Below are 22,359 nucleotides of genomic sequence, written 5' to 3' on the forward strand. Positions count from 1 at the left end.
ACGAGGAAAATTATGGAATTGGTTTGTCCAGCAGGGAATGTAGAAAAACTCTCTTATGCATATAATTACGGAGCGGACACTGCTTATATCGGTCTAAAAAAATTTTCGCTCAGGGTAAAAGCAGACAATTTTTACGAAGACGAATACAACAAAGTTATAGAATTAAAAAAACGATTTCCAGGAAAAAGGCTTTTTTGTGCTTTGAACATCGCTTTTCATAATCAGGATTTAAAAGCTTTTGAGCAAAATTTGGATTATTTTAAACAGTACCCAATTGATGCTTTTATTCTACAAGACTTGGGAATGGTAGAAACTTTGCAAAGGCACTTTCCAAATGCACACTTGCATCTTTCTACACAGGCAAGTTGCATGAATAAAGACGCCGTAAAGATGTATTCAAAAATTGGGTTTAAGCGGGTCGTGCTCGGTCGCGAAGTAAGCTTAAATGAAATTCGACAGATAAAAGACGCAAATCCAGAAATAGAACTTGAGTGTTTTGCACACGGAGCAATGTGCATCGCTTATTCAGGGCGCTGTCTTTTAAGCGCTTATATGACAGGCCGCAGCGCGCAGTCTGGTTTTTGCTCTCACGCTTGCCGCTGGGATTATGACATAGGTCTAAAAGGCGACGGCTTTAGCATTCAAAGCGGAAAACCGCTTACTCAAGAGCAAGCAAAAATTCTTGCACAAAGCGGAAATCTTCTTTTGCAGGAACACAAACGTCCAGGAGAATTTTTCCCAGCGTTTGAGGGCGAAAATTTTACAGCAATACTTTCATCAAAAGATTTATGCATGATTGACCATTTGCAAGACTTAAAAAATGCCGGCGTGGACGCGTGTAAAATCGAAGGCAGAATGAAGTCAATCTATTACGTTGCGATGGTAACTCGTGCATACAGAAAAGCGCTGGACGCACTTGAAGGAAAAATTACACAGGAAGAAGCGTCGCCGTTCATCGCAAGTTTGAGCGAAGTTCCGCACAGAGAATGCACGACAGGTTTTTATTACAGCCGGGCAAATGCCGACGAAACAACAGTTGGGGCGAGCGACAGCCCATATTCGCTTGCAGGCACAATCGAAAAAAAGATAACAGGCAGCGATTTAGAAAAAGTCTTTGCAAATGCGCGTGCAATGGAGCAGTCAAGAATCGACGAATTGAACGCTATGGATCCAAGAATGCAAAAAGCAATTCAAAACGATTTGGCTCAACATCCACAAAAGGATATAAAATACGCAAAGAAAATCGAGGGATACAAACTTTACAATTACAATTCGCTCAATAAAACGGACAAGGGAACAGAACTTGAACTCATAAGTCCCGATGTTCTTTCTACAAAACTTTTGGGCAGCGATTATATCTTTATAAATCCAAAAAATGGAGCGATTCTCGACTGGGTAAATCCAGACCACGACTGTGCAATCTACACAAAACTCGAAATTGCAGAAGGCACTCTGGTGCGCACAAGAGATAGTGGCTATGTGGAAGGCAAAATCCGCGACACAGGGCGCTAAAAAAGCCAAAAAGCGTACGCATTGCATAAAGCGTTAAAGTTTAAGAATTTGTGCGTGCCAGATTTTTTTAGATTTTCTAAAAAAATCTGTCGGTGCTTACGAGGTTCCGCTAGCGCTTCATCCGTCGCTAAAAACCTTACTGCGACGGACGGCTTTGCCGCCTCTCCAGTACCTCACGCGTAACCCATTTTACATCAACCATACGGTGCTCAATGTTTTCAATCCTTTGGAATGTAAGACAATCTGCCCTGTGAATCATTATTCCATTTCTTGTACTGGAATAACCGACAATCACATCGCCGGGCTTTGGACAGCAGCAACCGGCAAGTTTAAAGACAACGTTTTTCATATCTTCAATCTTTATTTCGCCAGTATATCTTTCGTCAATTTTTTTCTCTTCTGCAATCTGCTTGTTTGCAGTTCTGCGTTTTTTTCTTTTTTCCTCTTGAATTGCACGAGAATTTGCATTTTGCACTGCCAAATCTGCGGCTCTCTGCGCTTCTGCTGCCTTGTCTACAAAAGTTGGATCGTTTGCGGCAAGCCAGCTTCTGATTCTCTGTTTTGCTTTAGGCGTTTTTACGCTGTTCAGCTGGTTCTCTGTAGGATGCGCCTGCGGATTTGTTATAACTTCAATAATCTGTGTATTTTTTAAAGGTTGCACAAGCGGAATGATTTTTCCATCTGCTTTTGCTCCAACAATCTGCTCTCCAACTTTAGAATGAACATGATATGCAAAATCAATAGCATTGCTTCCAGCTGGCAGTTGAATTACATCGCCCTTTGGAGTAAACACAAAAATTTCATCACCCAAAAGTTCGCCTTTAAGCTGGGCAAAAAAGTTTTCGTCAGAAAGTTTTTCGTCTTTAAGCGATTGCAACTGGTTAAAGATTGCAAGATTGCTTACATCAACCTTATCTCTGCTTTTGCCTTTTTTGTAAAGCCAATGGCTTGCAACACCGTGTTCCGCCTGATTGTGCATTTCTTGAGTTCTAATCTGAATTTCAAGTGGCCGGCCTTCGCAGATAACAGTTGTGTGCAGCGACTGGTAACCGTTTGCTTTTGGCATTGCGATGTAGTCTTTAAACCTTCCTTCCATCGGTTTCCATAAACCGTGCACAATTCCAATCAAGGTGTAGCATTCTGCGTTTGTATTGCAGATAACTCTAAGTGCAAGCAAATCGTACAGTCCAGAAGCCGGCACATTTCTCTTTTGCATTTTTTTATATATCGAATAAAAATGCTTTGCTCTGCTCGAAACCGAAACTGAAATTCCCGCTTTTTCAGCTGCCTTATAAATTGCTTGCTGTGCTTTTTCAAGATAAATCGCTCTTTCGCTTTGTTTTTGATTTACAATCGCTTTAATCTGTGCAAAAACGTCTGGGTTTGAATATTTTAAACTCAGGTCTTCAAGTTCATTTTTTATGGACTGCATACCGAGCCTGTCTGCAAGTGGGGCCCAAATATCGATTACTTCTGCGGCAACAAGCCTCTGTTTTTTTTCGTCAATAGCTTTTAAATTTCGCATTCTGTCGAGGCGGTCGGCAAGTTTAACCAAAATAACGCGAACATCGTCAATCATGGCAAACAGCATTTTTCTTATATTGTCTGCCTGCTGAATTGACGAAGCATTTATCTTCATTCCTGTTATGCGAGAAGTATCGTAGACAATGCGCGCAATCGTAGAACCAAATTTTTTTTCAATTTCTTCTGAAGTTACGCCTTCAACTTCGTATATCGAATGCAAAATACCGCAGACGATGCACTCGCCGTCCATATTAGACTGCGCAAGAATTCCCGCAACGCGCATTGGATGCACATAATACGGCTCTCCGCAAAAGCGCTTCAAATTTTGTGTTTTTTCACAGAAAAAATTCCACGCTTGTTCAAAAAGTTGCTTTTCGTTTTCTGTGTAATTGTCGCCAAAAGTTGCAAAAAATTGAGCGAGCAGCACATCTTTATCAAATTCAGTTTTGTTAGTAACAATGTCGAACGCCATAAAACTTCTCCTAAAAACTTTTTATGTGCCAGAATGTGAGGCGACACATAAAAAATATAGCATAATGCCTTTTGTGTCGAGTTTTGGGAATTTTATTTGTGTTTAAAATAAGTAATCTCTTATATTGTTCTTAAATTATTTTAAAGAAGTTGAATAAAGATTAGACTAAGATAAAATCACTTGATTTTAAGGAAGATTTAAATGAAAAGAATAATTTTTGTGATTTTAGTTTTTTATATTTGTTTGCTTGGAATTTTTGCAGAAAATTCAACTGAATCAAAAAAATACACTCTTTCTGTGGACGACGCTGTTAAAATCGCCTTGGAAAACAATGTTTCTATAAAAAGGCAAACGATAACTTTAGAAGCAGCAGCGAGGGCAAAAAAAGACAGCTGGAATTCTATAAGTCCTTCGGTTTCTGTTGGAGCAACTTCTTCGATTCCTGTCGACAGCTTAACTTTTGGCGACCAGTGTTCATCGTATAATGCAAATCTTGCAGTGAACGCAAGCGTGAGCGTAAATTTTTCGGCAAATCTTTACACTTCTATAAAAAATGCAAAACTTTTGTACGAGCAGAGCAAAATCAGTTTTGAAGACGCTTTAAACAGCATAGAATTTTCTGTACGCGAATCTTATTACGAACTTCTTTATAAAAAAGAAAACATTGCTCTTCAAGAAGAAAATTTAAATATTGCAAAAAAACAGTACGAAACGAATCTTGCAAAATACAATTCTGGGCGTTTGAGCGAGGTTGATTCTTTAAGTGCAGAAGTAAATTACAAATCTATGATTCCAACAGTAGAAAATGCACGAACAGATTACATAAACTCTATGGACAGTTTTAAACAAATTTTAGGTCTTATGATTAAAGATGAAGTTGAACTTACTGGCTCGCTTTCCGATGAACTTTTTTTGGACGAAGTTACAGTGGACGAAAAAAATGTAACTTCTTCAACTATAAAAGTTTTGCAGTCAAAACTTGAAAGCGCAAAACTCAGCGTTTTAGACAAAAGATTTTCTGCCTTTGCACCTACCGTAAATGCCACGTATTCTTGGAAAGATTCAACTTGGTATTATGGCGGTACACAACAAAGCGATCCAAAAAAATCGTCATCGATTACGCTCTCTGCATCAATTCCGCTGGACGGAATTCTTCCCTGGTCTTCTAAAAACAATGCAGTAGATTTTGCAAAAGACACCGTAAAAGATTATGAGCTTCAACTTGATGATGAAAAAAAATCTCTTATAAGAACGGTAAATACTTCTTTGCGTTCGATAAAGCAAAGTCAAGAAGCGATTCGCTCAAAACAGGCAAATGTTGAACTTGCTCAAAAAACTTGCGATATGACAGAAGAAGCGTACAATCGCGGAACAAAAGAGCTCACGCTGCAAACTGCAAATAATACCCTTTTGACAGCGCAATTAACTTTGAACAGCGAAATTTTAACGCTAACAAAAGCGATGTTGAATTTGGAGCACGCCGCAGGGCTAAACGCTGGAAGGTTAAAAAATAAATGAATTTTCTAAAACTAAAATTTTAGATTCGATATAAAACTCTAAAACATTTTTGAGAGGAAAGAAAATGACTATAAAAAACAGACAGATAAAAACATCGTTCATAATTACAGCTTGCTCTTTGCTTGCAGTTATAATCGTATTCGTACTTTCTGTAACTGTATTGAGTTCAAAAAATTCAAAAGGACAAAAAAGGCCAGGCGGAATGCGAGACTCTTCGTCTTCTGTTGTTTCTGTAAAGACGAGCGTCGTAGAAATTCAAAACCTGCACGGTTACGTAAAAACAAACGGAGAAGTTGAAAGTCAAAATTCTGTTTCGGTTTTTCCAGATATGGGCGGAAAAGTCATTTCGACAAACGTATTGCTAGGTTCATCTGTAAAAAAGAATGAAGTTATTGCATACGTTGATCCGAGCGAACCTGGAACAAATTATCGCTCAAGCCCTGTCTACGCTCCAATTGCTGGTAGCGTTATTTCTACTCCTTTAAAAAACGGAACAAAGGTTACAACAAGCACCGCAATCGCAATAATCGGTGATATAGACAATCTTCAAATTACAGCAAATGTTCCAGAAAGATATGTTTCGCTTTTAAAAACAGGCTTAAAAGCAGAAGTAAGTTTGGAAGCATATCCTAACGTTGTTTTTAATGCGACTGTAAGTAGGGTGTCTCCTGTTTTAGATTCAACGAGCCGCACAAAAGAGATTATTTTGACTTTTGATAAAGAAGATGAACGGATAAATGCGGGGATGTTTGCAAAGGTAAAATTGTACACAAAGGACTACGACGGAAAAGTTGTAATGCCGTCATCAGCTTTGGTTCAAAATGGCGACGATTTTTTTGCTTATGTAGTACAAGCGGACAGCATGGTTTTAAAAGTTGCTGTAAAAAAAGGTGAAGAAGTTGACGGTCTTGTTCAGATACTCGAAGGTGTAAAAGCAGGCGATAAGGTTGTAGTTCAAGGAATGACATCTCTGGGCAGTGGCTCTAAGGTTAAAGAAATTTCGCAAAACTAACGGAGAAAATATGTCGATTTCTAAAAAAATATTGGATCACCCGATTCTAACACTCATAGTGTTTGCGTTGCTGGGAATAATAGGTCTTTTTACTTTAAAAAATGTCGCAATAAGTTTGATGCCGGATGTTGACTTTCCATACATAAATGTGCGTACAACTTACAAAAATGCAGGACCTGAGTCTGTAGAAAAAAGCGTTACAAAGATTTTGGAAGCACAGCTCGTTTCTGTTAGTGGATTAAAATCAATAACTTCCACTTCTTCGGAAGGTTCTTCTTCAATTTCGCTTGAATTTAATTATGGCACAGATTTGGAAAGTGCTACGAATGATATTAGAGACAAGATAAGCCGGGCGACAAAAAATCTTCCAGATGGTGTGGATTCCCCTTCGATTTTTAAGATGGATTCAAACTCAATGCCTATAATGCGAATCGCAATCCGAGGAAACCGCTCCAATGACGATTTAAAAACCATTGCCGAAGACCAGATTGTAGACCTTTTGGAACAGGTTGACGGAGTTGCTGAAGCGACGGTTAGCGGTGGACGCACCAAAATTTTAAGGGTAGATATCTCTCAAAATCGCCTCTCTGCTTACGGACTTACAATGGCGCAGGTTGCCTCTGCCTTAGCAAAACAAAATCTTGAATTAGGTGGAGGAAAAATCTCTGACGGCGTAAAAGATTATACGGTGCGCACTACTGGAGAATTTTCGAGCGTAGAAGAGGTAAAAGACACCGTAATAACAACAGTGAACAATTATGTTGTTAGGCTTGGAGATTTAGGAAACGTATATTTGGGTTTTGAAGACAGAACCAGCGAAGTTTACATAAACGGGCAGCCTGGCGTTTATGTTTCTATAACAAAGCAGTCTGGCAAAAACACCGTTACAGTTGCAAATGCAACAAGAAAAAAACTTGCAGAAGTTCAGCAGTTAATGCCTAGCGATGTTGTTTTGGAAGTTATTTCCGACGATTCCCAGTCCATAAGCGACACAATAGGTACTTTGATGGATTCTGCGTATTCTGGACTTATTCTTGCAATCATTATCCTTTTTCTCTTTTTAAAGTCTGGAAAATCGACCCTCATAATCGCAATTTCAATTCCGCTTTCAATCATAATAACGCTGCTTGCAATGAATTTTGCAGGAATCACTCTAAATATGATGACTCTTACAGGGCTTATTTTGGGCGTCGGAATGATTGTAGACGCTTCAATCGTAATGATAGAAAACATATATGTTTACAGGAGTCGTGGTGCGCAGCCAAAAGTTGCCGCTGTTTTGGGTTCGCAAGAAATGATTATGTCTGTCGTTTCTGGAAACCTTACAACAATATGCGTATTCCTGCCGTTTATATTTTTTATCTCAGATTTAGGTATGATGGGGCAGATGTTTAAAGGAATAATATTTACGGTTGTAATTGCCCTTGTTTCATCGCTTTTTGTAGCTGTATTTTTAGTCCCAGTTCTTGCGGGAAAATTTCTTCCGCTTACAAACAGACAGGAAAAACCTATAAAATTTAGACCGCTTGCACGTTTTTACGAATTGCTTGAACTGCCAATGACGCACCTTACTGCACTATATCGAAAGGCTCTAAAAACCGCACTTTCGCACCGAGCCGTAACAACTGTCGTTTGCGTTTCGCTTCTTGCCATCTCGCTGATTTTAATTCCAACTCTAAAAGTAAATATGGTAAACAACGGAACGGATTCTTCTGTAACGATGAATTTGACGCTTGCTAATGGAACTCCACTTGCAGAAACAGAAAAAATCTTAAAGGATTTTGAAAAAATAATCGAAGACGAAATTCAAGGTTACACGACAGTTATAACATCAATAGGAACAGGGCGAGGCTCTTCAACGACAAATAAGGGGTCTATACAGATAAATTTACCAGAAACAGAAGAGCAGATAGACACCTCCGTTACGATACAGCAAAAATTAAGAAAACATTTTGCAGATTATCCTGGAGCGAGATTTACTTTTAGTCAGGGGTTTGCAAGACAGATGACAGGTTCTGAATTTAAGATTTATGTCAGCTCAGATGATTTAGATTCAGCGCTCGACATTGCAGATAAGGTTCGCACTCAAATGGAAAAAATCGCAGACATCGGCGAAGTTTCAATCGACACGGAAGAAGGCTTGCCAGAAGTTCAAGTTGTAATCGACCGCCAGAGAGCATATTCGTTTGGAGTTGATGTTACAACGGTTGCAAAAGAAATAAACTACGCGATAAACGGCGTTACTGCAACGACTTACCGCCAAAATGGAAAAGAATACAGCCTTGTTCTTTTATACGACAAAGAAGATAGAAAAGATATAACAAATTTGGAACAGATATATGTCGCAGGAAAAGCTGGCATGGTGAGCGTTGCAAATTTTGCAGAAGTAAAAAAAGGCTTGGGACCTGTTTCAATTCGTCGTGAAAATCAGACAAGGCGAGTAACTGTTTCTGCGGATAAAACAAGCGAATGTCGCTCCTCAGAAATAATCGAAGAAATTAAAAATGGAATAAAAGAAAGTTTCGTAGTGCCAGAAGGCGTTTCTATCATATATGACGGTGCTTGGAAAGACACTAAGGAACAGGGCATAACCTATTTGCTGATTGCACTTATGGCAATTCTGCTCGTATTTGGTGTAATGGCAGGCACTTACGAAAGTTTTAAAGCGCCAATAATCAATTTAACGACGATACCGTTCCTAATCATTGGAGTTGTACTCATATTCAAATTTACGGGGCAGGCTTTTAGCATGACGAGTGCGGTTGGCGTAATAATGTTAGTTGGAATCGTTGTAAATAACGGTATAATTCTGGTCGACTACACAAGTCTCTTGCTTGAGCGTGGTTACAAGATGAAAGATGCCTGCCTTGAAGCAGGAGCAAGTCGTTTACGACCGGTTTTAATGACAACTCTTACAACAATACTCGGCATGCTTCCCATGTGTTTTGCTTCCAGCGGAAGTGCTGCAATGGTTCAGCCTATAGCAGTTGCAGTTGTGGGAGGCTTAACCTCATCAACCTTTGTGACCTTGTTTTTTATTCCTGTTTTATTCTCTCTTGTGATGAAAGAAAAACAAAAGGAAAAAAGCCGAATCAAACTTTTGCTGACAAAAGACTAATCGACATAAAACGATAAAACTACAAAGCGATAAAACGGAGAATTTTATGACTAGATGCGAAGTTATAGCAAATCAATCTGTTCAGGAAGAAATTGTTCTTTTACTCGAAGAACACTTGCCCCATGCTCTGTACACGATTATTCCAACAGTTATGGGGCGTGGGAAAAAAACGAGCAAACTGGGAAATTCAATTTGGCCAGAAACGAATTTCATCCTTTTAACTTATGTAGAAGATAAGGATGTAAGTGCAGTAAAGGCGATAATTGCTGCTGTAAAGGAAAAGTTTAAAGGCGAAGGAACAAAACTCTTTTGTATAAAAGCAGAAGACGTCACGGAGCTTTAAAATAAATGCGATATAAAAAAATTGCTTCTAAAAAACTGTATTTTCTTATGAATAAAGCTGTTGGAACAGTTTGCTCAACAGTAAGCGACAGCCATCCGACAGTCTACGATGTTTTTCCAAAGGATTTTTTGATTAGCAAAGAAGGAGCAAAACTCCACACAATTGGGCGGCTCGACTCAGACAGTGCAGGGCTTTTGCTCTTTACAAACGATGGCAAACTTTCTAATTATTTAACTCGACCAGAAAATTGCATAGAAAAAACATATTTTGTCTGCCTCAAAAAAAACGTTTTGTCGGGTGCTCAAAAAATCTATGCAGAAGCTGCTTTAAAAGGTCTTACACTTCCTCCAGATAAAAAAGCAGAACAAGAATGCTCTGCTCCTGCAAAAATAAATTGGCTTACAGAAGACAGCTGCAACATCACTTTGACAGAAGGAAAGTTTCACGAAGTAAAACGAATTTTTTTAGCCTTAGGGAACGAAGTGGTTTATCTAAAAAGAATAAGCATGGCAGGGTTGCGTTTGGATGGCTCTTTAAAAAGCGGAGAATATCGCTCTTTAACACCGGAAGAAATTGAACTTCTTTACAACGGCTTTAATTCTTAACTCCCAGAACGTTACGCAACATTCCGTTTAAATCCTTTTCGATTTTTACCTGCTTAAAACCTGCTTGAATGAATAATTGAGCAGTTTTTTCTGCGTTGTATTCGCCAGTTTCCATAATCAAAAGTCCGCCATGGCAAAGGTGCGCAAAACATTGAACCACAAGCCTTTTTATCAGAGAAAGCCCTTCATCTTCGCCAGAATAATTGCCGTTTTCTTCAACATCGCCATCCAACGCGAGCAAAGGTTCACTTCTTCCATCTTTTAAAAGTTTAACCGCTTCGCAATGTGGCACATAAGGCGGATTTGTTATTATAAGGTCAAAAGTTACAGAACTCTGTTCAAAAAGATTCGACTGCACAAAATTCATCTTACAAAAAAAATCTTCATCAAAAAGATTTTGTGCATTTTTCTTGCAGATTTTTAAGGTTTCTTCACTTATATCTATAAAGGTCATTTTGGGAAGATTTTCCAGAGGAATACCGTCGTTTTTCCAAAGCGATTTTAGAACGCTTAAACCAAGGCAACCGCTTCCACAGCACATATCGCAAACCAAAGGAATTTTTTTCAAGACAGAGTTTTTTTCTTCAAGGTTTGAATAAATTTGAGCAAGTGCGTTGAGCGCATTATCAACTAAAATTTCAGAATCTGGTTTAGGAATTAAAACGTCCGGCGTTACAAAAAAATCAAAGCCGTAGAACTCTTTTGTTCCAGTTATATAAGCGACAGGAAATCCCGTTTCCCGTTTTTCCAAAGCATTCAAAAAAGCAGATTTCTGCTGTGGACTAAGGATAAAATCCCTTTTTAAAAGGAGTGTAGTTTTGTCTAAACCCGTAATCCACTGCAAAATAACAGATGTATCGAGAACTGCACTCGGAGAAGATTTTAACTTTTTGCGACCAAGTTCTTTTGCTTCAAAAACAGTCATCAAAATCTATTCAAGAGATTTAAACTGCTCTTCCTTTGCGTAAACATTTAAAGCGTCGAGCATTTCTTTCATATCGCCCATCATAAACGCTGGAAGGTTGTGAACAGTAAGGTTTATCCTGTGGTCTGTAACCCTGTCTTGAGGATAGTTATATGTTCTTATCTTTTCAGAGCGGTCTCCAGACCCAACCATGTTTTTGCGAGCGGCCGAGCGTTCTGCATCCAGTTTGCTCTGCTGAAAATCGAAAAGCCTTGCGCGCAAAACTTCCCACGCTTTTTCTTTATTTTTAATCTGCGATTTTTGATCCTGCTGAATTACGACAATTCCAGTTGGAATGTGTGTAAGTCTAACTGCGGAATCTGTGGTATTTACGCACTGCCCACCAGGACCTCCAGCCCTCATAACGTCAACGCGCACATCGCCAGGATTTATTTTAACATCGGCTTCTTCGGCTTCTGGCAAAACAGCAACCGTAACGGTAGAAGTCTGCAAGCGCCCCTGGCTTTCTGTTTGAGGCACACGCTGAACTCTGTGAACGCCCGATTCCCAGCGCAAAGTTCCGTACACGAATTTTCCAGTTATCTGAGTTACAATCTTGTTAAAACCGCCAACTTCGGTTTCCTGTGCTTCAAGATTTTCGTATTTCCAACCATTTCTATCGCAAAGATGGCAATACATTTCCCACATATCGCGCACAAAAAGCGAAGCCTCGTCTCCACCAGCCGCCGAGCGAATTTCCAAAATGATGTTTTTTTCATCGAGAGGGTCAGGCGGAATAAGTTTAAGCTTAATATCTTCTTCAAGTTTAGGAACTTTTTCTTCCAAAGCTTTTAATTCTTCGCGTGCCATTTCTTTCATGTCGGCATCGTCTTCAGCGGTAATCATCATTTTGGCATCTTCAATACCTTTAAGGCATTTTCTGTATTCGTTACCAACTTCTAAAACTTCACAAAGATGACCGTGTTCGCGCATTACTTCCTTGAATTTTTTCTGGTCTTTAACAAGGTCCGGGTTTTGAATTAAAACACCCACTTCTTCAAAACGCTTATCTAATTCATTTAATTTTTTTAACAAGTCCATTTTTTTATAATATCGAAATCCAAGCCAAAATTCAACGCACTCCATTTTTGCATAAAAAAGAGGAGCACAATGCTACACTGGGCCAGCTGTGCGTGGTTCCGCTTACGCTTCATTGCCGGCAAAGCCGCCAACGCTTCGCGCCACTTCCATCTGGGCTAGGTTTTGTCGTTTACAAGGCATTTTCTCTTCTCGCCTTTTATCTTTAAAAAAACTATGTCAAATGATAAGTTTTATTATCAATCATCGATTTTATTTCTTCTTTAACATCCTGCAAAAAAAAAAAGGACAGAAGTTTTCGCTCCTGTCCAATTAAAAATCAAAATATGTTCTTCTATTCCACTTTGAACTTTGCAACTTCTGCTGCAAGGGTCGAAATACTTGTCTTGTTCTTTAAGCTTATCTGGTTTACTTCCAGTATCGCCTTGCTTATCTGCACCGTTCCAGAAGAAATCTCTTCTATGCAGTCTGCAACTGTCCTCGTAAGCGCATCAAGCCTGTGCATCTCTACTGCAATCTCTTTGCCTCCAGAAAGCATCTCTTCAGAACCATTCCTTACTTCCGTACTTATTCCTCCAATAGCCTTTATCTCAGAGAACAAATTTTTGCTCGACTCAACCTGTCTTACCAAAACTGCATTCAGCTCTTCTTCTTTTTCCTTTGCTTCATCTACAAACTGTGAAACCTTATCAAAAGAAGTCTTTATGTTCTCGCTCGCTACAGAAATTTCATCGATTATCTTTAATGTTTCATTTATTACATCTGTAATCTGCTTTCCCTGAACAGAACTCTCTTCCGAAAGTTTCCTGATTTCCCCTGCAACAACTGCAAAGCCTTTTCCAGATTCTCCAGCGTGTGCCGCTTCTATCGCAGCATTCATCGCAAGCAAGTTTGTCTGACTTGCTATATTTTGAATCACCTTTGCAGCTTCTATAAGAGAACTTGATTTTTCTGCAATCTTAGAAACTATTCCGCTAGCAGTAATCGCTCCTTCTTTTCCGCTTACAGTTGCCTGATGAATCGTATCCATGAGCGTTCGCGTTTCGGCAAATATTTCCTTTGTAGAATCTACCTCTTTGTACATTTCAGAAACTGCAACTGCAGAAGATTCTATGCTTTCCGTCTGGATTTTTATCCTATCGTTTAGGCTGTTTATCGTGTGGATTATTTCTTCCATCGTAGAAGTTGTTTCTGTTACGCTTGCCGACTGGTCAATCGCCTGTTTTTTTATGTCTTCTATGTTTGAGCTTATTTGGTTTATAGAAGAGGCTGTTTCTGCCATGTTGGAAGCAAGGTCTTGTCCAACCTGATTCATTTCGCCAGTTTGGAACGAAATAGTTTTTAGTGCCATAGCGATTTTAGAAATCGTTTCGTTAAAATATTTAGAAAGCAGGAAAAACTCATCGTTACCTTTTAGGCTGAGCCGACCGGTATAGTCAGCATTTGTGGAAACCTGCTGCAAAACTCCAATCAATTTTTTTACTGGAGAAGTTAAGCGAACTGCAAACACAAAAGCTACAACCAAGAATATCGCAAGCAAAACCAGTCCGATTATCGTTATAGAACGCAAGAACTTATAATAATCTTCGTAAACTTCGCTTCGTTCAAAGAGGGCAATCAATTTCCAGCCTGTTTGCTGTATCGTATAAACTTGTGCAAACCATTTTTGCTTTTCAATGCTTATAACTTTAAAGCCAGAATCGATTTTTGCAAGTTCAACAAAATCAGCAATCCCAACTTCGTTCATCTTTTTAAAGATGAAATTTTCGTTTGTAGGATCTGCAAGAATTGTTCCATCACCTTGAATGAGCATTAAATGACCAGTGCGTCCAACTCTAAATTTGGAGATAATGTCTGTAAGTCTTTTTAGAGAAATGTCTATACTCACAACTCCTATTGGTTTATTTTGATAGGAATTTACGGTTTTTGCGATGCCAATTACGGTTCCTCCAATGGCAGAACTAAAAGCGTCGAGCATAATGTCTTTTCCAGCATTTTTGAATGCTTTTTCATACCAGCCCCTTCGTCTAGGATCAAAACCAGCAGGCAGTTCACCGTCAAAGTTTGTTGTAAAGTCGCCTTGTGTAGTTCCCATGTAAACTTCTACATAATCTGGAAACGAAGCTGTAACTCCTTTAAAAAGATTTCTGAGCCTTATTTCTTGTTGAGTTTTTAGCGTGCTTGAAACTTTTGTTTTTTGAGTTGTGTTTATATATGAATTTAAATTTCCGTATGCTTCTTTGCAATATTCGTGTTCAGAAAGCATGTTCAATACATTTGAAGCAGTATCAAAAAATAGTTCAATATTTCTATCGAACAATTTCATATCCCGCAAACTTGATTCTCTAAAATTATTTACATTTGCTTTTTTTGTTTGATATCCAATAATAAAAGATACCAAATTCACCAAAGTAAAGATTATGACTGTAAATATGATAAGAAGTTTTTTTCTTAATGAAAATATTTTTTCTTTTTTCATAATGACTACCTTTTTAGAATTTTAAAGAGGCGATTTTTCAATTTTTATAACCGTCAACTTTTATTCTAAAAATTATACAGGCATAAAAACGTTTTGCATAGAATTTGCCCTTTTAAAAAAAGGTTTTTATTTAAGGCTTTACCAATAAAACTGACCTTAAATCCGGAGGAAGAATTTAAGGTCAGATAAGGAGTACTTTAGCGAGTTCGATTAAACTCATTTACAATAAAAAACATAAAATCAAAAAAAGGTTACAAATTTTTAAAGATTGTGTTCATTGTCCTAAAATCTCAGTTTCACTATAATTTCGCCATGGCTTTTTACGATTCTTATGATGTTGCCGTTGTTGGTGGTGGGCATGCTGGAACAGAAGCAGCGCTTGCCTGTGCCAGAATGGGTTTAAAAACGATTCTGATAACTCAAACTATAGATTCAATCGCAAGATTGAGTTGCAATCCTTCTATTGGTGGGGTTGCCAAGGGAAACATCGTTAGAGAAATCGATGCTTTGGGTGGAGAGATGGCAAAAATAATTGACCGCTCAATGATTCAATTTAGAATGCTCAATAAAAGCCGTGGACCTGCTGTACAAGCACCTCGCTCGCAGGCAGATAAAATAACTTATGCAACGATAGCACGCCAAACTTTAGAAACCACAGAAAATCTCTACACTTTAATGGATACTGTGATAGACATTTTGACAACCGCGTCAAATACGCCACTTCCTCCAAATAGCGACACTTTGGCAGAAAAAGGCTCTATTCCTGGCGAATTACGCTCAAATCTTTTAACACAAGCAGCAAAATCTGGAATGCGGCAAAAAGTTACCGCCGTTGTAACAGAGCGTGGAAGAATAATTCCTGTTCGTTCTGTGGTGCTTACAACTGGAACTTTTTTAGGGGGAAGAATATTTATTGGCGAATACGATTCTCCTTGCGGAAGAATTGGCGAAGCCGGCGCGTTTGGTCTTACTCATTCATTAAACAGGCTGGGCTTTACAACTGGCAGGCTTAAAACAGGAACTCCTCCAAGAATTTTGCGACACACAGTTGATTTTTCAAAAGCAGAATTGCAGGAAGGCGACAAAGAAGTAATTCCTTTCAGTTTTGAAAACGAAAAAATCGACAGGCCTATGGTTCCCTGCTATTTGGTTTATACGAATTTAGAAACACATAAAATAATAAAAGAAAACATAAATCGCTCTCCGCTGTATTCAGGAAAGATAAGCGGAATCGGTCCAAGATATTGTCCTTCAATCGAAGACAAAGTTATGCGTTTTGAAGATAGGGAACGGCATCAGCTTTTTGTAGAACCAGAGAGCCTTTTTACCGATGAGATTTATTTGAACGGTTTAAGTTCAAGTTTACCGGAAGAAGTTCAGGATGCGTTTTTGCGAACGATTGAAGGATTTCAAAATTGCACTGTAACTCGACCAGGTTACGCCGTCGAATACGATTATGTTGAACCCACACAACTTTTTGCAAGTTTGGAAACAAAAAAGGTTGCAGGCCTTTTTAATGCAGGGCAGATAAACGGAACTTCTGGTTATGAAGAAGCGGCAGGGCAGGGGCTTGTGGCAGGAATAAATGCTGCTCTTTATGCAAAAGCGCACGAAAAGCTTTGCGGCCCTCTGGCTTGTTCAACGGCTGGAATGGGGCAAATGCCAGAAAGCATGGTTGAAGGTGGATTTCAGACCAAGCCGCAAATGAGCGAACAGGAAATAAAAATCTTTGCAGAAATTTCACAGCGGCAAACGTCTGCGCTTAATAGTGTAATTCAAAAAGCGCAAAAAGATGCTGGATATCAGAATTTTGATTCAATTCCGCAATGGACACCTTTAATTTTGGGGCGAGATGAAGCGTACATCGGTGTTCTGATTGACGATTTGGTAACTTTGGGAACAAAAGAGCCGTACAGAATGTTCACCGCACGCGCTGAATATCGCCTAAAACTTCGCCACGATAGTGCAGACAGAAGGCTTGCCGAAAAATCGTATGAAGTAGGTTTAAAGACAAAAGAACAATTCGAATTGGTAAAAGCAAAATATTCACAGGTTGATGAAGCGGTTAGTTTTATGCTTAAAAAAGGCGATGAAAAAAATCCTGGCTTCGACGAAAAAATTTGGGAACTTGCAAAAGAAGATTTTAAGTACAAGTATTATATAGAAAAGCAGGATGCCCGCGTTTTAAAAATGCACAAAATGGAAAATCGAAAAATTCCTTTGGATTTTGATTATTCTTCAATTCCTGCATTAAGTTCAGAAAGTCGCTCAAAGCTCGAAAAAATTCGACCTTTAACATTGGGGCAGGCTTCACGAATAAGCGGAATACGAAACAGTGATATAATGCTTTTAATGGTTTATCTTTGATATTTAGTTTATTAAGGTTTCAACTTCTTCTTTCGAAAACAAATCTGTATTGCAAAGCGCAGAGGCAAATTGGCTTATAGACTGGTTAAAAATCAGCATGCTTTCGCTTGCGAGCGTTACTTTTGAACCTGCCTCTTTCATAATGCGTATGTATTCTGCTTTCTTTTGCATTGTAGAATTTCCATTTGCTGTATCAGGATTTGGAGTTACAACGGTCGATATAGAATTTTTATTCATAAAATTTAATATGTCTTTATCTCTTGCTGCTTTTTCACCATTTATGATTACAGATGGAACAAAAGAAAGAAGAAGTTTTTTAAATTCGTCAGAAGATTTTGCGCAGGCAACATCTATTTCTGAATTGATTCCTTTTTCTTTTGCCATTTTTATAAAAGCAGTGAATTTTTGTGGCATCGAAAGCAAATTCTTTCCATAAAGATATACATCGCTAAAAACATTACTCGTTAGAAGATACGCTGCCGTTTCCATTGTATTTTCTTTGATATTATCCGTATCGATAGAGAGAATTGGTTTTAATTTTATCTGTCCAGCATATTTTTTTTTGACATTTTCTATTAAGGCGATAAAAACTTCTGGAGTTTTGCAAACATCTAAAAGGTCATAATTTATAGTGCCGTATAACTCTTGAACATTGTCCGCAATCGCTTCTGTAAGAGAAAGTGCCATCAACTTTTGAACATCCGACTCAGAAGCCGTGCGTAAAATCGTGTAATCTTTTACTTGTGCACGCAATTCTTTTTTTACAAATGAGCCGTCTTCAGGAAAATCTGGCACATAAAATCCTGCCCAAGTTACATAGGAAGAATAGCGCATTCCAAGGTCGAGATTGTTGTGAGAGTCTTTTTTCGGAAGTTTTATAAAATCTGCAACGGTCGTCATTTTGTGTAATTTTTCCAAGCATTTTCTACCGCTGCAAAAGCGATATTTTTTTCATCGTCGCTCAAAAACGAAGCTTTAAAGCTGTTTAAGATAACCTGCTTTAATTCATCGTCCGTAAAATTCATCTCTTTTTTTAAATTCCAATATTCATCTAAAAGTTCTACATCAAAAAATAGAGGATCGTCTGTGTTTAGAGTTACAAGCATTCCGCGGTCAAAAAAAGTTCTGAATGGGTGCGACTTTAAATCTTTTACATATTTTTTTGTAAACACATTGCTTGTTGGTGCAAGTTCAAATGGAATCTGTTTTTCTGCACAGTATTCCATCAGTTTTTCGTCTTTGATTGCAGAAATTCCATGCCCAATCCGCTGCGAATGGCAGATATTTAGAGCATCCCAAATTGAAGAAGAATCTTGATCTTCGCCTGCGTGAGCTACAGCATGCATTCCAAGCGACAGCGCTTCTTCAAAAACACAACCAAACTCTCTTGCAGGGCCTTTTGATTCAGCACCACCAAGTCCAATTCCAATAAAGCCGTTAAACGGAGTTTTTATGAACATTTTGAGGTTATTTTCCGCATTTTTTGGACCAAAAGTTCTGCTCACATCACCCAAAAGATAGACCGTTATGCCTGTTTCCTCTTTGATTTTTTTTATGTTAGATTCAAAAATTTGAGCCATTTTTTCGTAGTCAAAACCTTTTTTTATAAAAGCAGAAGGGGCAAAAAAAGCTTCGCAGTGTGTTATTCCGTTTCTAACAAGATAACTTTTTAAATCTTCAAAAACCAGATTAAAATCGTCTTCTTCGGTAAATAAATCTTGGATTGCTAAAAAGGCGGCAATAAATCCGTTTAAATCAGAATACGAAAAAAGTTCTTTCATTGCTTCGTCAGAAAAAGCGGTTCCATTCTTTTTGAGATAGAGTTTTTTTATAGATTTTTTGCTTATCACCGCTTCAATGTGAATGTGCAGTTCAGCCTTTGGAATGCTTTTATAAAACGAATAAAATTCTGACTTTCTCATCTATTTTCCTTTTTTTATTACCAAAGTTGCTTAATGCCTTATATTTTCGGCATAAAAGTCTTAAATCTTTAAGTTGCTTTCTAATTCTTCAACAATCTTTGCAAAAGTATCTAGAGCATCTTGAACTGGTTCTGTAGACGACATATCCACTCCTGCAATTTTTAAACTTTCAAGCGGATAGCGACTTCCGCCAGATTTTAAAAATTTAAAATAATCTTCGCGTTCTTTTTCTCCACCTTGTGTAACACGCTTTACAAGTGCCAATGCCGCGGATATCCCTGTAGCATATTTGTAAACGTAAAAAGCATTATAAAAATGAGGAATCCTAAGACCTTCCATGTCGCTTTCTTCTTCAAAAACCATCTCGCTGCCAAAATATTGCTCTAAAAGTTTTTGATACATTTTTCTGAGCAGGTTTGCATTCAACGGAATTCCATCTTCGACCGATTTGTGTGCTTTTAACTCAAATTCTGCAAACATTGTTTGTCTATGTAAAGTTGCAATTATATCGTCCGAGCGCATTGCCAAAAGATAGATTTTCATTTCTTTAGACTGTGCATTTTTTAAAAGATACTGGAATAAGAGTTCTTCATTAAAGGTTGAGGCAACTTCTGCTTCAAAAATCGTGTAGTCGTAGCATAAGAACGGATTATTCGTTTTTGAATAATGAGAATGCATCGAGTGTCCGCCTTCGTGTGCCATCGTAAAAACATCTCTAATCGCATCGTCCTTATAATTTAAAAGAATGTACGGATAACCTGTGTATGCTCCTGAACTGAATGCTCCAGAGCGTTTGCCTTTGTTTTCGTAACGGTCTACCCAACCGTTTAAAAGGCCGTTGCAAAGCGTGTCTGTGTATTCATTTCCTAATGGCGACATAGCGTTTCTGCAAAGTTCCACTGCCTGTTCGTAAGAGGTTTTTGTTATCATATCCTTTACGAGAGGTACATAAACGTCGTAGTGGCGCAATTCTTTTAAGCCTAAAACTTTTTTCCTGAGCGAATAATAGCGGTGTAAAACAGGCAAGTTTTTGTGTACAGTTTCTATTAGATTGAGATATACGCTCTTGTCGACCTTGTTTGAATAAAGGCTTGCTTCTAAGCTTGAAGAAAATCCCCTTGCACGAGAGTAAAAAACATCGGAATTTATGCTTCCTGCATATAAAGATGCGAGCACATTTTGATGTTCAATAAAGGTTTTATAGAATTTTTTATATGCGTCTTTTCTGACAGCCCTTTCTTCGTTTCTTATCAATACTGAAAAAGTAGATTGAGTTAATTCAACTTCTTTTTTGCCGTCGTTTACGTTTCCAAATTTTAAATCTACGTTTTCTAAAAGGCTGAATGCGTTTGAAGGCGTTTGCAATGCTTCTGAAGAAAGCGATAAAATTCTCTCTTCTTTTTCGCTCAAAGTGTAAGGTTTTTCGTGCAACGCTTTTTCAATAAATACCTTGTAATCTTTAAAATCGCTTCTCTTACACCATTCGTTTATTTTATTATCTGGAATTGACATCAATTCTGGCGAAAAAAATGAAGTTTCCGCGCTTACCTTTGCGTAAGCCATCATCGCTCTGCCTTCTCTGTCTTGTGCGATGTGGTCGCTTTCGTCTGCGGTATGCTGGAGACTTGCATAGCAATAGACTTTTTCGAGAGTTTTGTGCAATTCTTCGTAGGCTTTTAGTGCTTGCAAAAGAGATTCTGGAGAATCCTTTAGGTGCGATTTAAAAGATGTAAATTTATTGGTGAGGGAATCAATCGTTTTTAGATCTTGTTCCCAATCGTCGTCGGTTTTATAGAGTGTCGAAAGATTCCATTTATCGTTTGCAGGAACTTCGCTTCTGTTCGGAATTGTTTTTTTTGCCATATCGTATAGATTATAACGCAAGGCTTTTTTGAATTCCACAAATACTTTTGTTGCAAGATTTATAAAATGGCGCTCGATGACATATAAATACAAAATTTGATATACTTTTTTGATATGAATAAAAAAACATTTCCGATAATCCTTTCATTTTTTTTATGTATACTGCTTTGTTCTTGTGGCTCGCTTGGTTATTCGCTTGTATTGTGGAACAACAGTGAAGCAGGCGTTAGCGAAGGGCAGATTGTAAAAGTCTATGTAAAATCGAACATCTCGCAATCTTATATAATTTCTTTGCCAGAAAGCAAACAAAAGATTGAAATTCCACTTTGGCAAATTTCTGAACCTCAAGGAAAAAGAAAAACTTTGGACTTGGCCAATTCTTACAAAGAATACGAGCACACTTATGCAAGCGTAAAATTAGATGGTCTTCCGATTCGCCTTGAACCTGTAAATACAGCAAAGCAAGTTTACAGATTGCGAAAAGATGAAATTATCCGCATCCTTTACAAAGGCAACGGTCAGTCTGTTACAAACGGCAAAGGAAATTTAAACGGAGAATGGCTTAGGGTTCTTACGAGCAGTGGAACTTTTGGTTGGTGTTTTTCTTACAATTTAAATTTGTTCGAGAGAACAGGACAAAAACTTGAAAATTCAAGCGAGGGCGAAATTCAAGAGCTTGACGAAGCGATAAAAGATGCACTTTTAAAACGATGGTATCCAGAATATTTCCAGCAGATGATAAAAACTGGGCGCTTTGACTTGGAAAAAATCAGTGCAAATTATGGCTTTTTCTTTGGACTTCAAAACGAAGATGAAAACGAAGATGAAGATGAAACTTCGGTTGAAGAAAATTTTGACATGCAGATTCCTGATTCAGAATACGCAGGCGAACAGGAAAATCCTGAATTCGCTGTAGAAATCCAAAACGAGAACGAAATCGATTCTGAAAATCAAATTAAAGACGCTGAACCAAATCTTAACAATTTCATGTTTGACGAAAACGCAGAAAAAACTGCAAGAATTTTAACTTCCGATTTAAATAAAGAATGGACTTATAAAAAAATAAATGCTGGTTCCGACGGAGCGTATGCTCTAGGTGAAAATCAAGTTTATATAACTTTAAAAGGCAAGAATTTTATGGCAGTTCAATATATGGACAGCGATGGCAAAATGAAAAGCGAAAATTTTGTCGCTTTGAATATGGATTTTAAAGAAGTTATAAAAAAAGAAACGGAGCGCAGAAATTCCCTAATTCAATCTTTTGTTCAAGACGGACCAATTTATCGAAGTTCAAATTACGGAACTTTGATTTTTAAAGATGGTGGCAACGCTGTCTGGCGAAATTTTAGACTTTTGGTTCCATCTGTAATATCCGCTTCTGCACGAGAAAATATAAAAGTCACTTGCGAATACTATCTTTCTCCGTCACTTCAAAAAGAATTTGACGGTATTCTAACTTTTAAGTTTGAAGGCAGTTCAGAAAAAGTTAATTTCTTCTATAAAAAAGACAGTTCAGGCGTACGTTTAGAAGACGCAAAACGGGCTACTTTCAAAGGAAATTTAGTAACTGCAAGAAGTTCAAGCCCTCTTGTCATGTATTTTACTGTAAGGTGATCCAAGGC

The 22,359-nt window shown here is 38.1% G+C and carries 15 protein-coding genes; 8 read left to right on the top strand and 7 right to left on the bottom strand.

Annotated features, from left to right (window positions below; translation table 11 throughout):
- Positions 1–12 precede the first annotated feature (12 nt).
- Positions 13–1,512, top strand: coding sequence for a peptidase U32 family protein (locus FXX65_RS05340; RefSeq protein ID WP_147615401.1), 1,500 nt, complete (start codon positions 13–15; stop codon positions 1,510–1,512).
- Between the two features lie 136 nt (positions 1,513–1,648).
- On the opposite strand, the gene FXX65_RS05345 is transcribed toward FXX65_RS05340, so the two are convergent.
- Positions 1,649–3,508, bottom strand: coding sequence for a RelA/SpoT family protein (locus FXX65_RS05345; RefSeq protein ID WP_147615402.1), 1,860 nt, complete (start codon positions 3,506–3,508; stop codon positions 1,649–1,651).
- A 201-nt stretch (positions 3,509–3,709) separates the two neighbouring features.
- Here FXX65_RS05345 and FXX65_RS05350 point away from each other — a divergent pair, with 201 nt between their 5' ends.
- From FXX65_RS05350 to FXX65_RS05370, 5 genes are all read left to right on the top strand, one after another.
- Positions 3,710–5,026, top strand: coding sequence for a TolC family protein (locus tag FXX65_RS05350; protein ID WP_147615403.1), 1,317 nt, complete (start codon positions 3,710–3,712; stop codon positions 5,024–5,026).
- Positions 5,027–5,090: 64 nt separating this feature from the next.
- Positions 5,091–6,038, top strand: coding sequence for an efflux RND transporter periplasmic adaptor subunit (locus FXX65_RS05355; protein ID WP_246104344.1), 948 nt, complete (start codon positions 5,091–5,093; stop codon positions 6,036–6,038).
- 10 nt (positions 6,039–6,048) lie between these two features.
- On the top strand, positions 6,049–9,156 hold the full coding sequence (locus FXX65_RS05360) for an efflux RND transporter permease subunit (RefSeq protein WP_147615404.1): 3,108 nt from the start codon (positions 6,049–6,051) through the stop codon (positions 9,154–9,156).
- A 46-nt stretch (positions 9,157–9,202) separates the two neighbouring features.
- Positions 9,203–9,499 carry a PG0541 family transporter-associated protein gene (locus FXX65_RS05365; RefSeq protein WP_147615405.1) on the top strand — a complete coding sequence of 99 codons (297 nt, stop codon included), beginning with the start codon at positions 9,203–9,205 and terminating at the stop codon, positions 9,497–9,499.
- A 5-nt stretch (positions 9,500–9,504) separates the two neighbouring features.
- Positions 9,505–10,104, top strand: coding sequence for a pseudouridine synthase (locus FXX65_RS05370; protein ID WP_147615406.1), 600 nt, complete (start codon positions 9,505–9,507; stop codon positions 10,102–10,104).
- On the opposite strand, the gene prmC is transcribed toward FXX65_RS05370, so the two are convergent.
- From prmC to FXX65_RS05385, 3 genes are all read right to left on the bottom strand, one after another.
- Positions 10,094–11,029 carry a peptide chain release factor N(5)-glutamine methyltransferase gene (prmC, locus tag FXX65_RS05375; protein ID WP_147615407.1) on the bottom strand — a complete coding sequence of 312 codons (936 nt, stop codon included), beginning with the start codon at positions 11,027–11,029 and terminating at the stop codon, positions 10,094–10,096. The two genes, FXX65_RS05370 and prmC, sit on opposite strands and share 11 nt — an antisense overlap.
- A 6-nt stretch (positions 11,030–11,035) precedes the next feature.
- Positions 11,036–12,103 (bottom strand): peptide chain release factor 1, encoded by a 1,068-nt coding sequence (gene prfA, locus FXX65_RS05380; protein ID WP_187115351.1) that lies wholly within the window; start codon positions 12,101–12,103, stop codon positions 11,036–11,038.
- A gap of 337 nt (positions 12,104–12,440) precedes the next feature.
- On the bottom strand, positions 12,441–14,585 hold the full coding sequence (locus FXX65_RS05385; RefSeq protein WP_147615409.1) for a methyl-accepting chemotaxis protein: 2,145 nt from the start codon (positions 14,583–14,585) through the stop codon (positions 12,441–12,443).
- A 312-nt stretch (positions 14,586–14,897) separates the two neighbouring features.
- On the opposite strand from FXX65_RS05385, the gene FXX65_RS05390 reads away from it, so the two are divergent.
- Positions 14,898–16,952 carry a tRNA uridine-5-carboxymethylaminomethyl modification enzyme MnmG/GidA gene (locus tag FXX65_RS05390; protein ID WP_147615410.1) on the top strand — a complete coding sequence of 685 codons (2,055 nt, stop codon included), beginning with the start codon at positions 14,898–14,900 and terminating at the stop codon, positions 16,950–16,952.
- A gap of 3 nt (positions 16,953–16,955) precedes the next feature.
- Here the strand turns inward: FXX65_RS05390 and FXX65_RS05395 are convergent, their stop codons facing one another.
- The 3 genes from FXX65_RS05395 to pepF are packed head-to-tail and all read right to left on the bottom strand — an operon-like array spanning position 16,956 to position 20,737.
- Positions 16,956–17,852 (bottom strand): amidohydrolase family protein, encoded by an 897-nt coding sequence (locus tag FXX65_RS05395; RefSeq protein ID WP_147615411.1) that lies wholly within the window; start codon positions 17,850–17,852, stop codon positions 16,956–16,958.
- On the bottom strand, positions 17,849–18,874 hold the full coding sequence (add, locus tag FXX65_RS05400) for an adenosine deaminase (protein WP_147615412.1): 1,026 nt from the start codon (positions 18,872–18,874) through the stop codon (positions 17,849–17,851). The genes FXX65_RS05395 and add overlap by 4 nt, the downstream gene beginning before the upstream one ends.
- 60 nt (positions 18,875–18,934) lie before the next feature.
- Positions 18,935–20,737, bottom strand: coding sequence for an oligoendopeptidase F (pepF, locus tag FXX65_RS05405; RefSeq protein WP_147615413.1), 1,803 nt, complete (start codon positions 20,735–20,737; stop codon positions 18,935–18,937).
- Positions 20,738–20,851: 114 nt separating this feature from the next.
- Between pepF and FXX65_RS05410 the strand changes: the two genes are divergently transcribed.
- Positions 20,852–22,351, top strand: a complete 1,500-nt coding sequence (locus tag FXX65_RS05410) for an SH3 domain-containing protein (protein ID WP_147615414.1) — start codon at positions 20,852–20,854, stop codon at positions 22,349–22,351.
- Positions 22,352–22,359 lie beyond the last annotated feature (8 nt).

This window comes from Treponema pectinovorum (assembly GCF_900497595.1).
GTDB lineage: Bacteria > Spirochaetota > Spirochaetia > Treponematales > Treponemataceae > Treponema_D > Treponema_D pectinovorum.

Coding starts and splice junctions, on each gene's coding strand:
- FXX65_RS05390 (WP_147615410.1), top strand. CDS start 14,898: ATGGCTTTTTACGATTCTTATGATGTTGCCGTTGTTGGTGGTGGGCAT.
- FXX65_RS05345 (WP_147615402.1), bottom strand. CDS start 3,508: ATGGCGTTCGACATTGTTACTAACAAAACTGAATTTGATAAAGATGTG.
- FXX65_RS05350 (WP_147615403.1), top strand. CDS start 3,710: ATGAAAAGAATAATTTTTGTGATTTTAGTTTTTTATATTTGTTTGCTT.
- FXX65_RS05365 (WP_147615405.1), top strand. CDS start 9,203: ATGACTAGATGCGAAGTTATAGCAAATCAATCTGTTCAGGAAGAAATT.
- FXX65_RS05395 (WP_147615411.1), bottom strand. CDS start 17,852: ATGACGACCGTTGCAGATTTTATAAAACTTCCGAAAAAAGACTCTCAC.
- prmC (WP_147615407.1), bottom strand. CDS start 11,029: ATGACTGTTTTTGAAGCAAAAGAACTTGGTCGCAAAAAGTTAAAATCT.
- FXX65_RS05385 (WP_147615409.1), bottom strand. CDS start 14,585: ATGAAAAAAGAAAAAATATTTTCATTAAGAAAAAAACTTCTTATCATA.
- FXX65_RS05410 (WP_147615414.1), top strand. CDS start 20,852: ATGAATAAAAAAACATTTCCGATAATCCTTTCATTTTTTTTATGTATA.
- add (WP_147615412.1), bottom strand. CDS start 18,874: ATGAGAAAGTCAGAATTTTATTCGTTTTATAAAAGCATTCCAAAGGCT.
- pepF (WP_147615413.1), bottom strand. CDS start 20,737: ATGGCAAAAAAAACAATTCCGAACAGAAGCGAAGTTCCTGCAAACGAT.
- FXX65_RS05360 (WP_147615404.1), top strand. CDS start 6,049: ATGTCGATTTCTAAAAAAATATTGGATCACCCGATTCTAACACTCATA.
- FXX65_RS05355 (WP_246104344.1), top strand. CDS start 5,091: ATGACTATAAAAAACAGACAGATAAAAACATCGTTCATAATTACAGCT.
- FXX65_RS05370 (WP_147615406.1), top strand. CDS start 9,505: ATGCGATATAAAAAAATTGCTTCTAAAAAACTGTATTTTCTTATGAAT.
- FXX65_RS05340 (WP_147615401.1), top strand. CDS start 13: ATGGAATTGGTTTGTCCAGCAGGGAATGTAGAAAAACTCTCTTATGCA.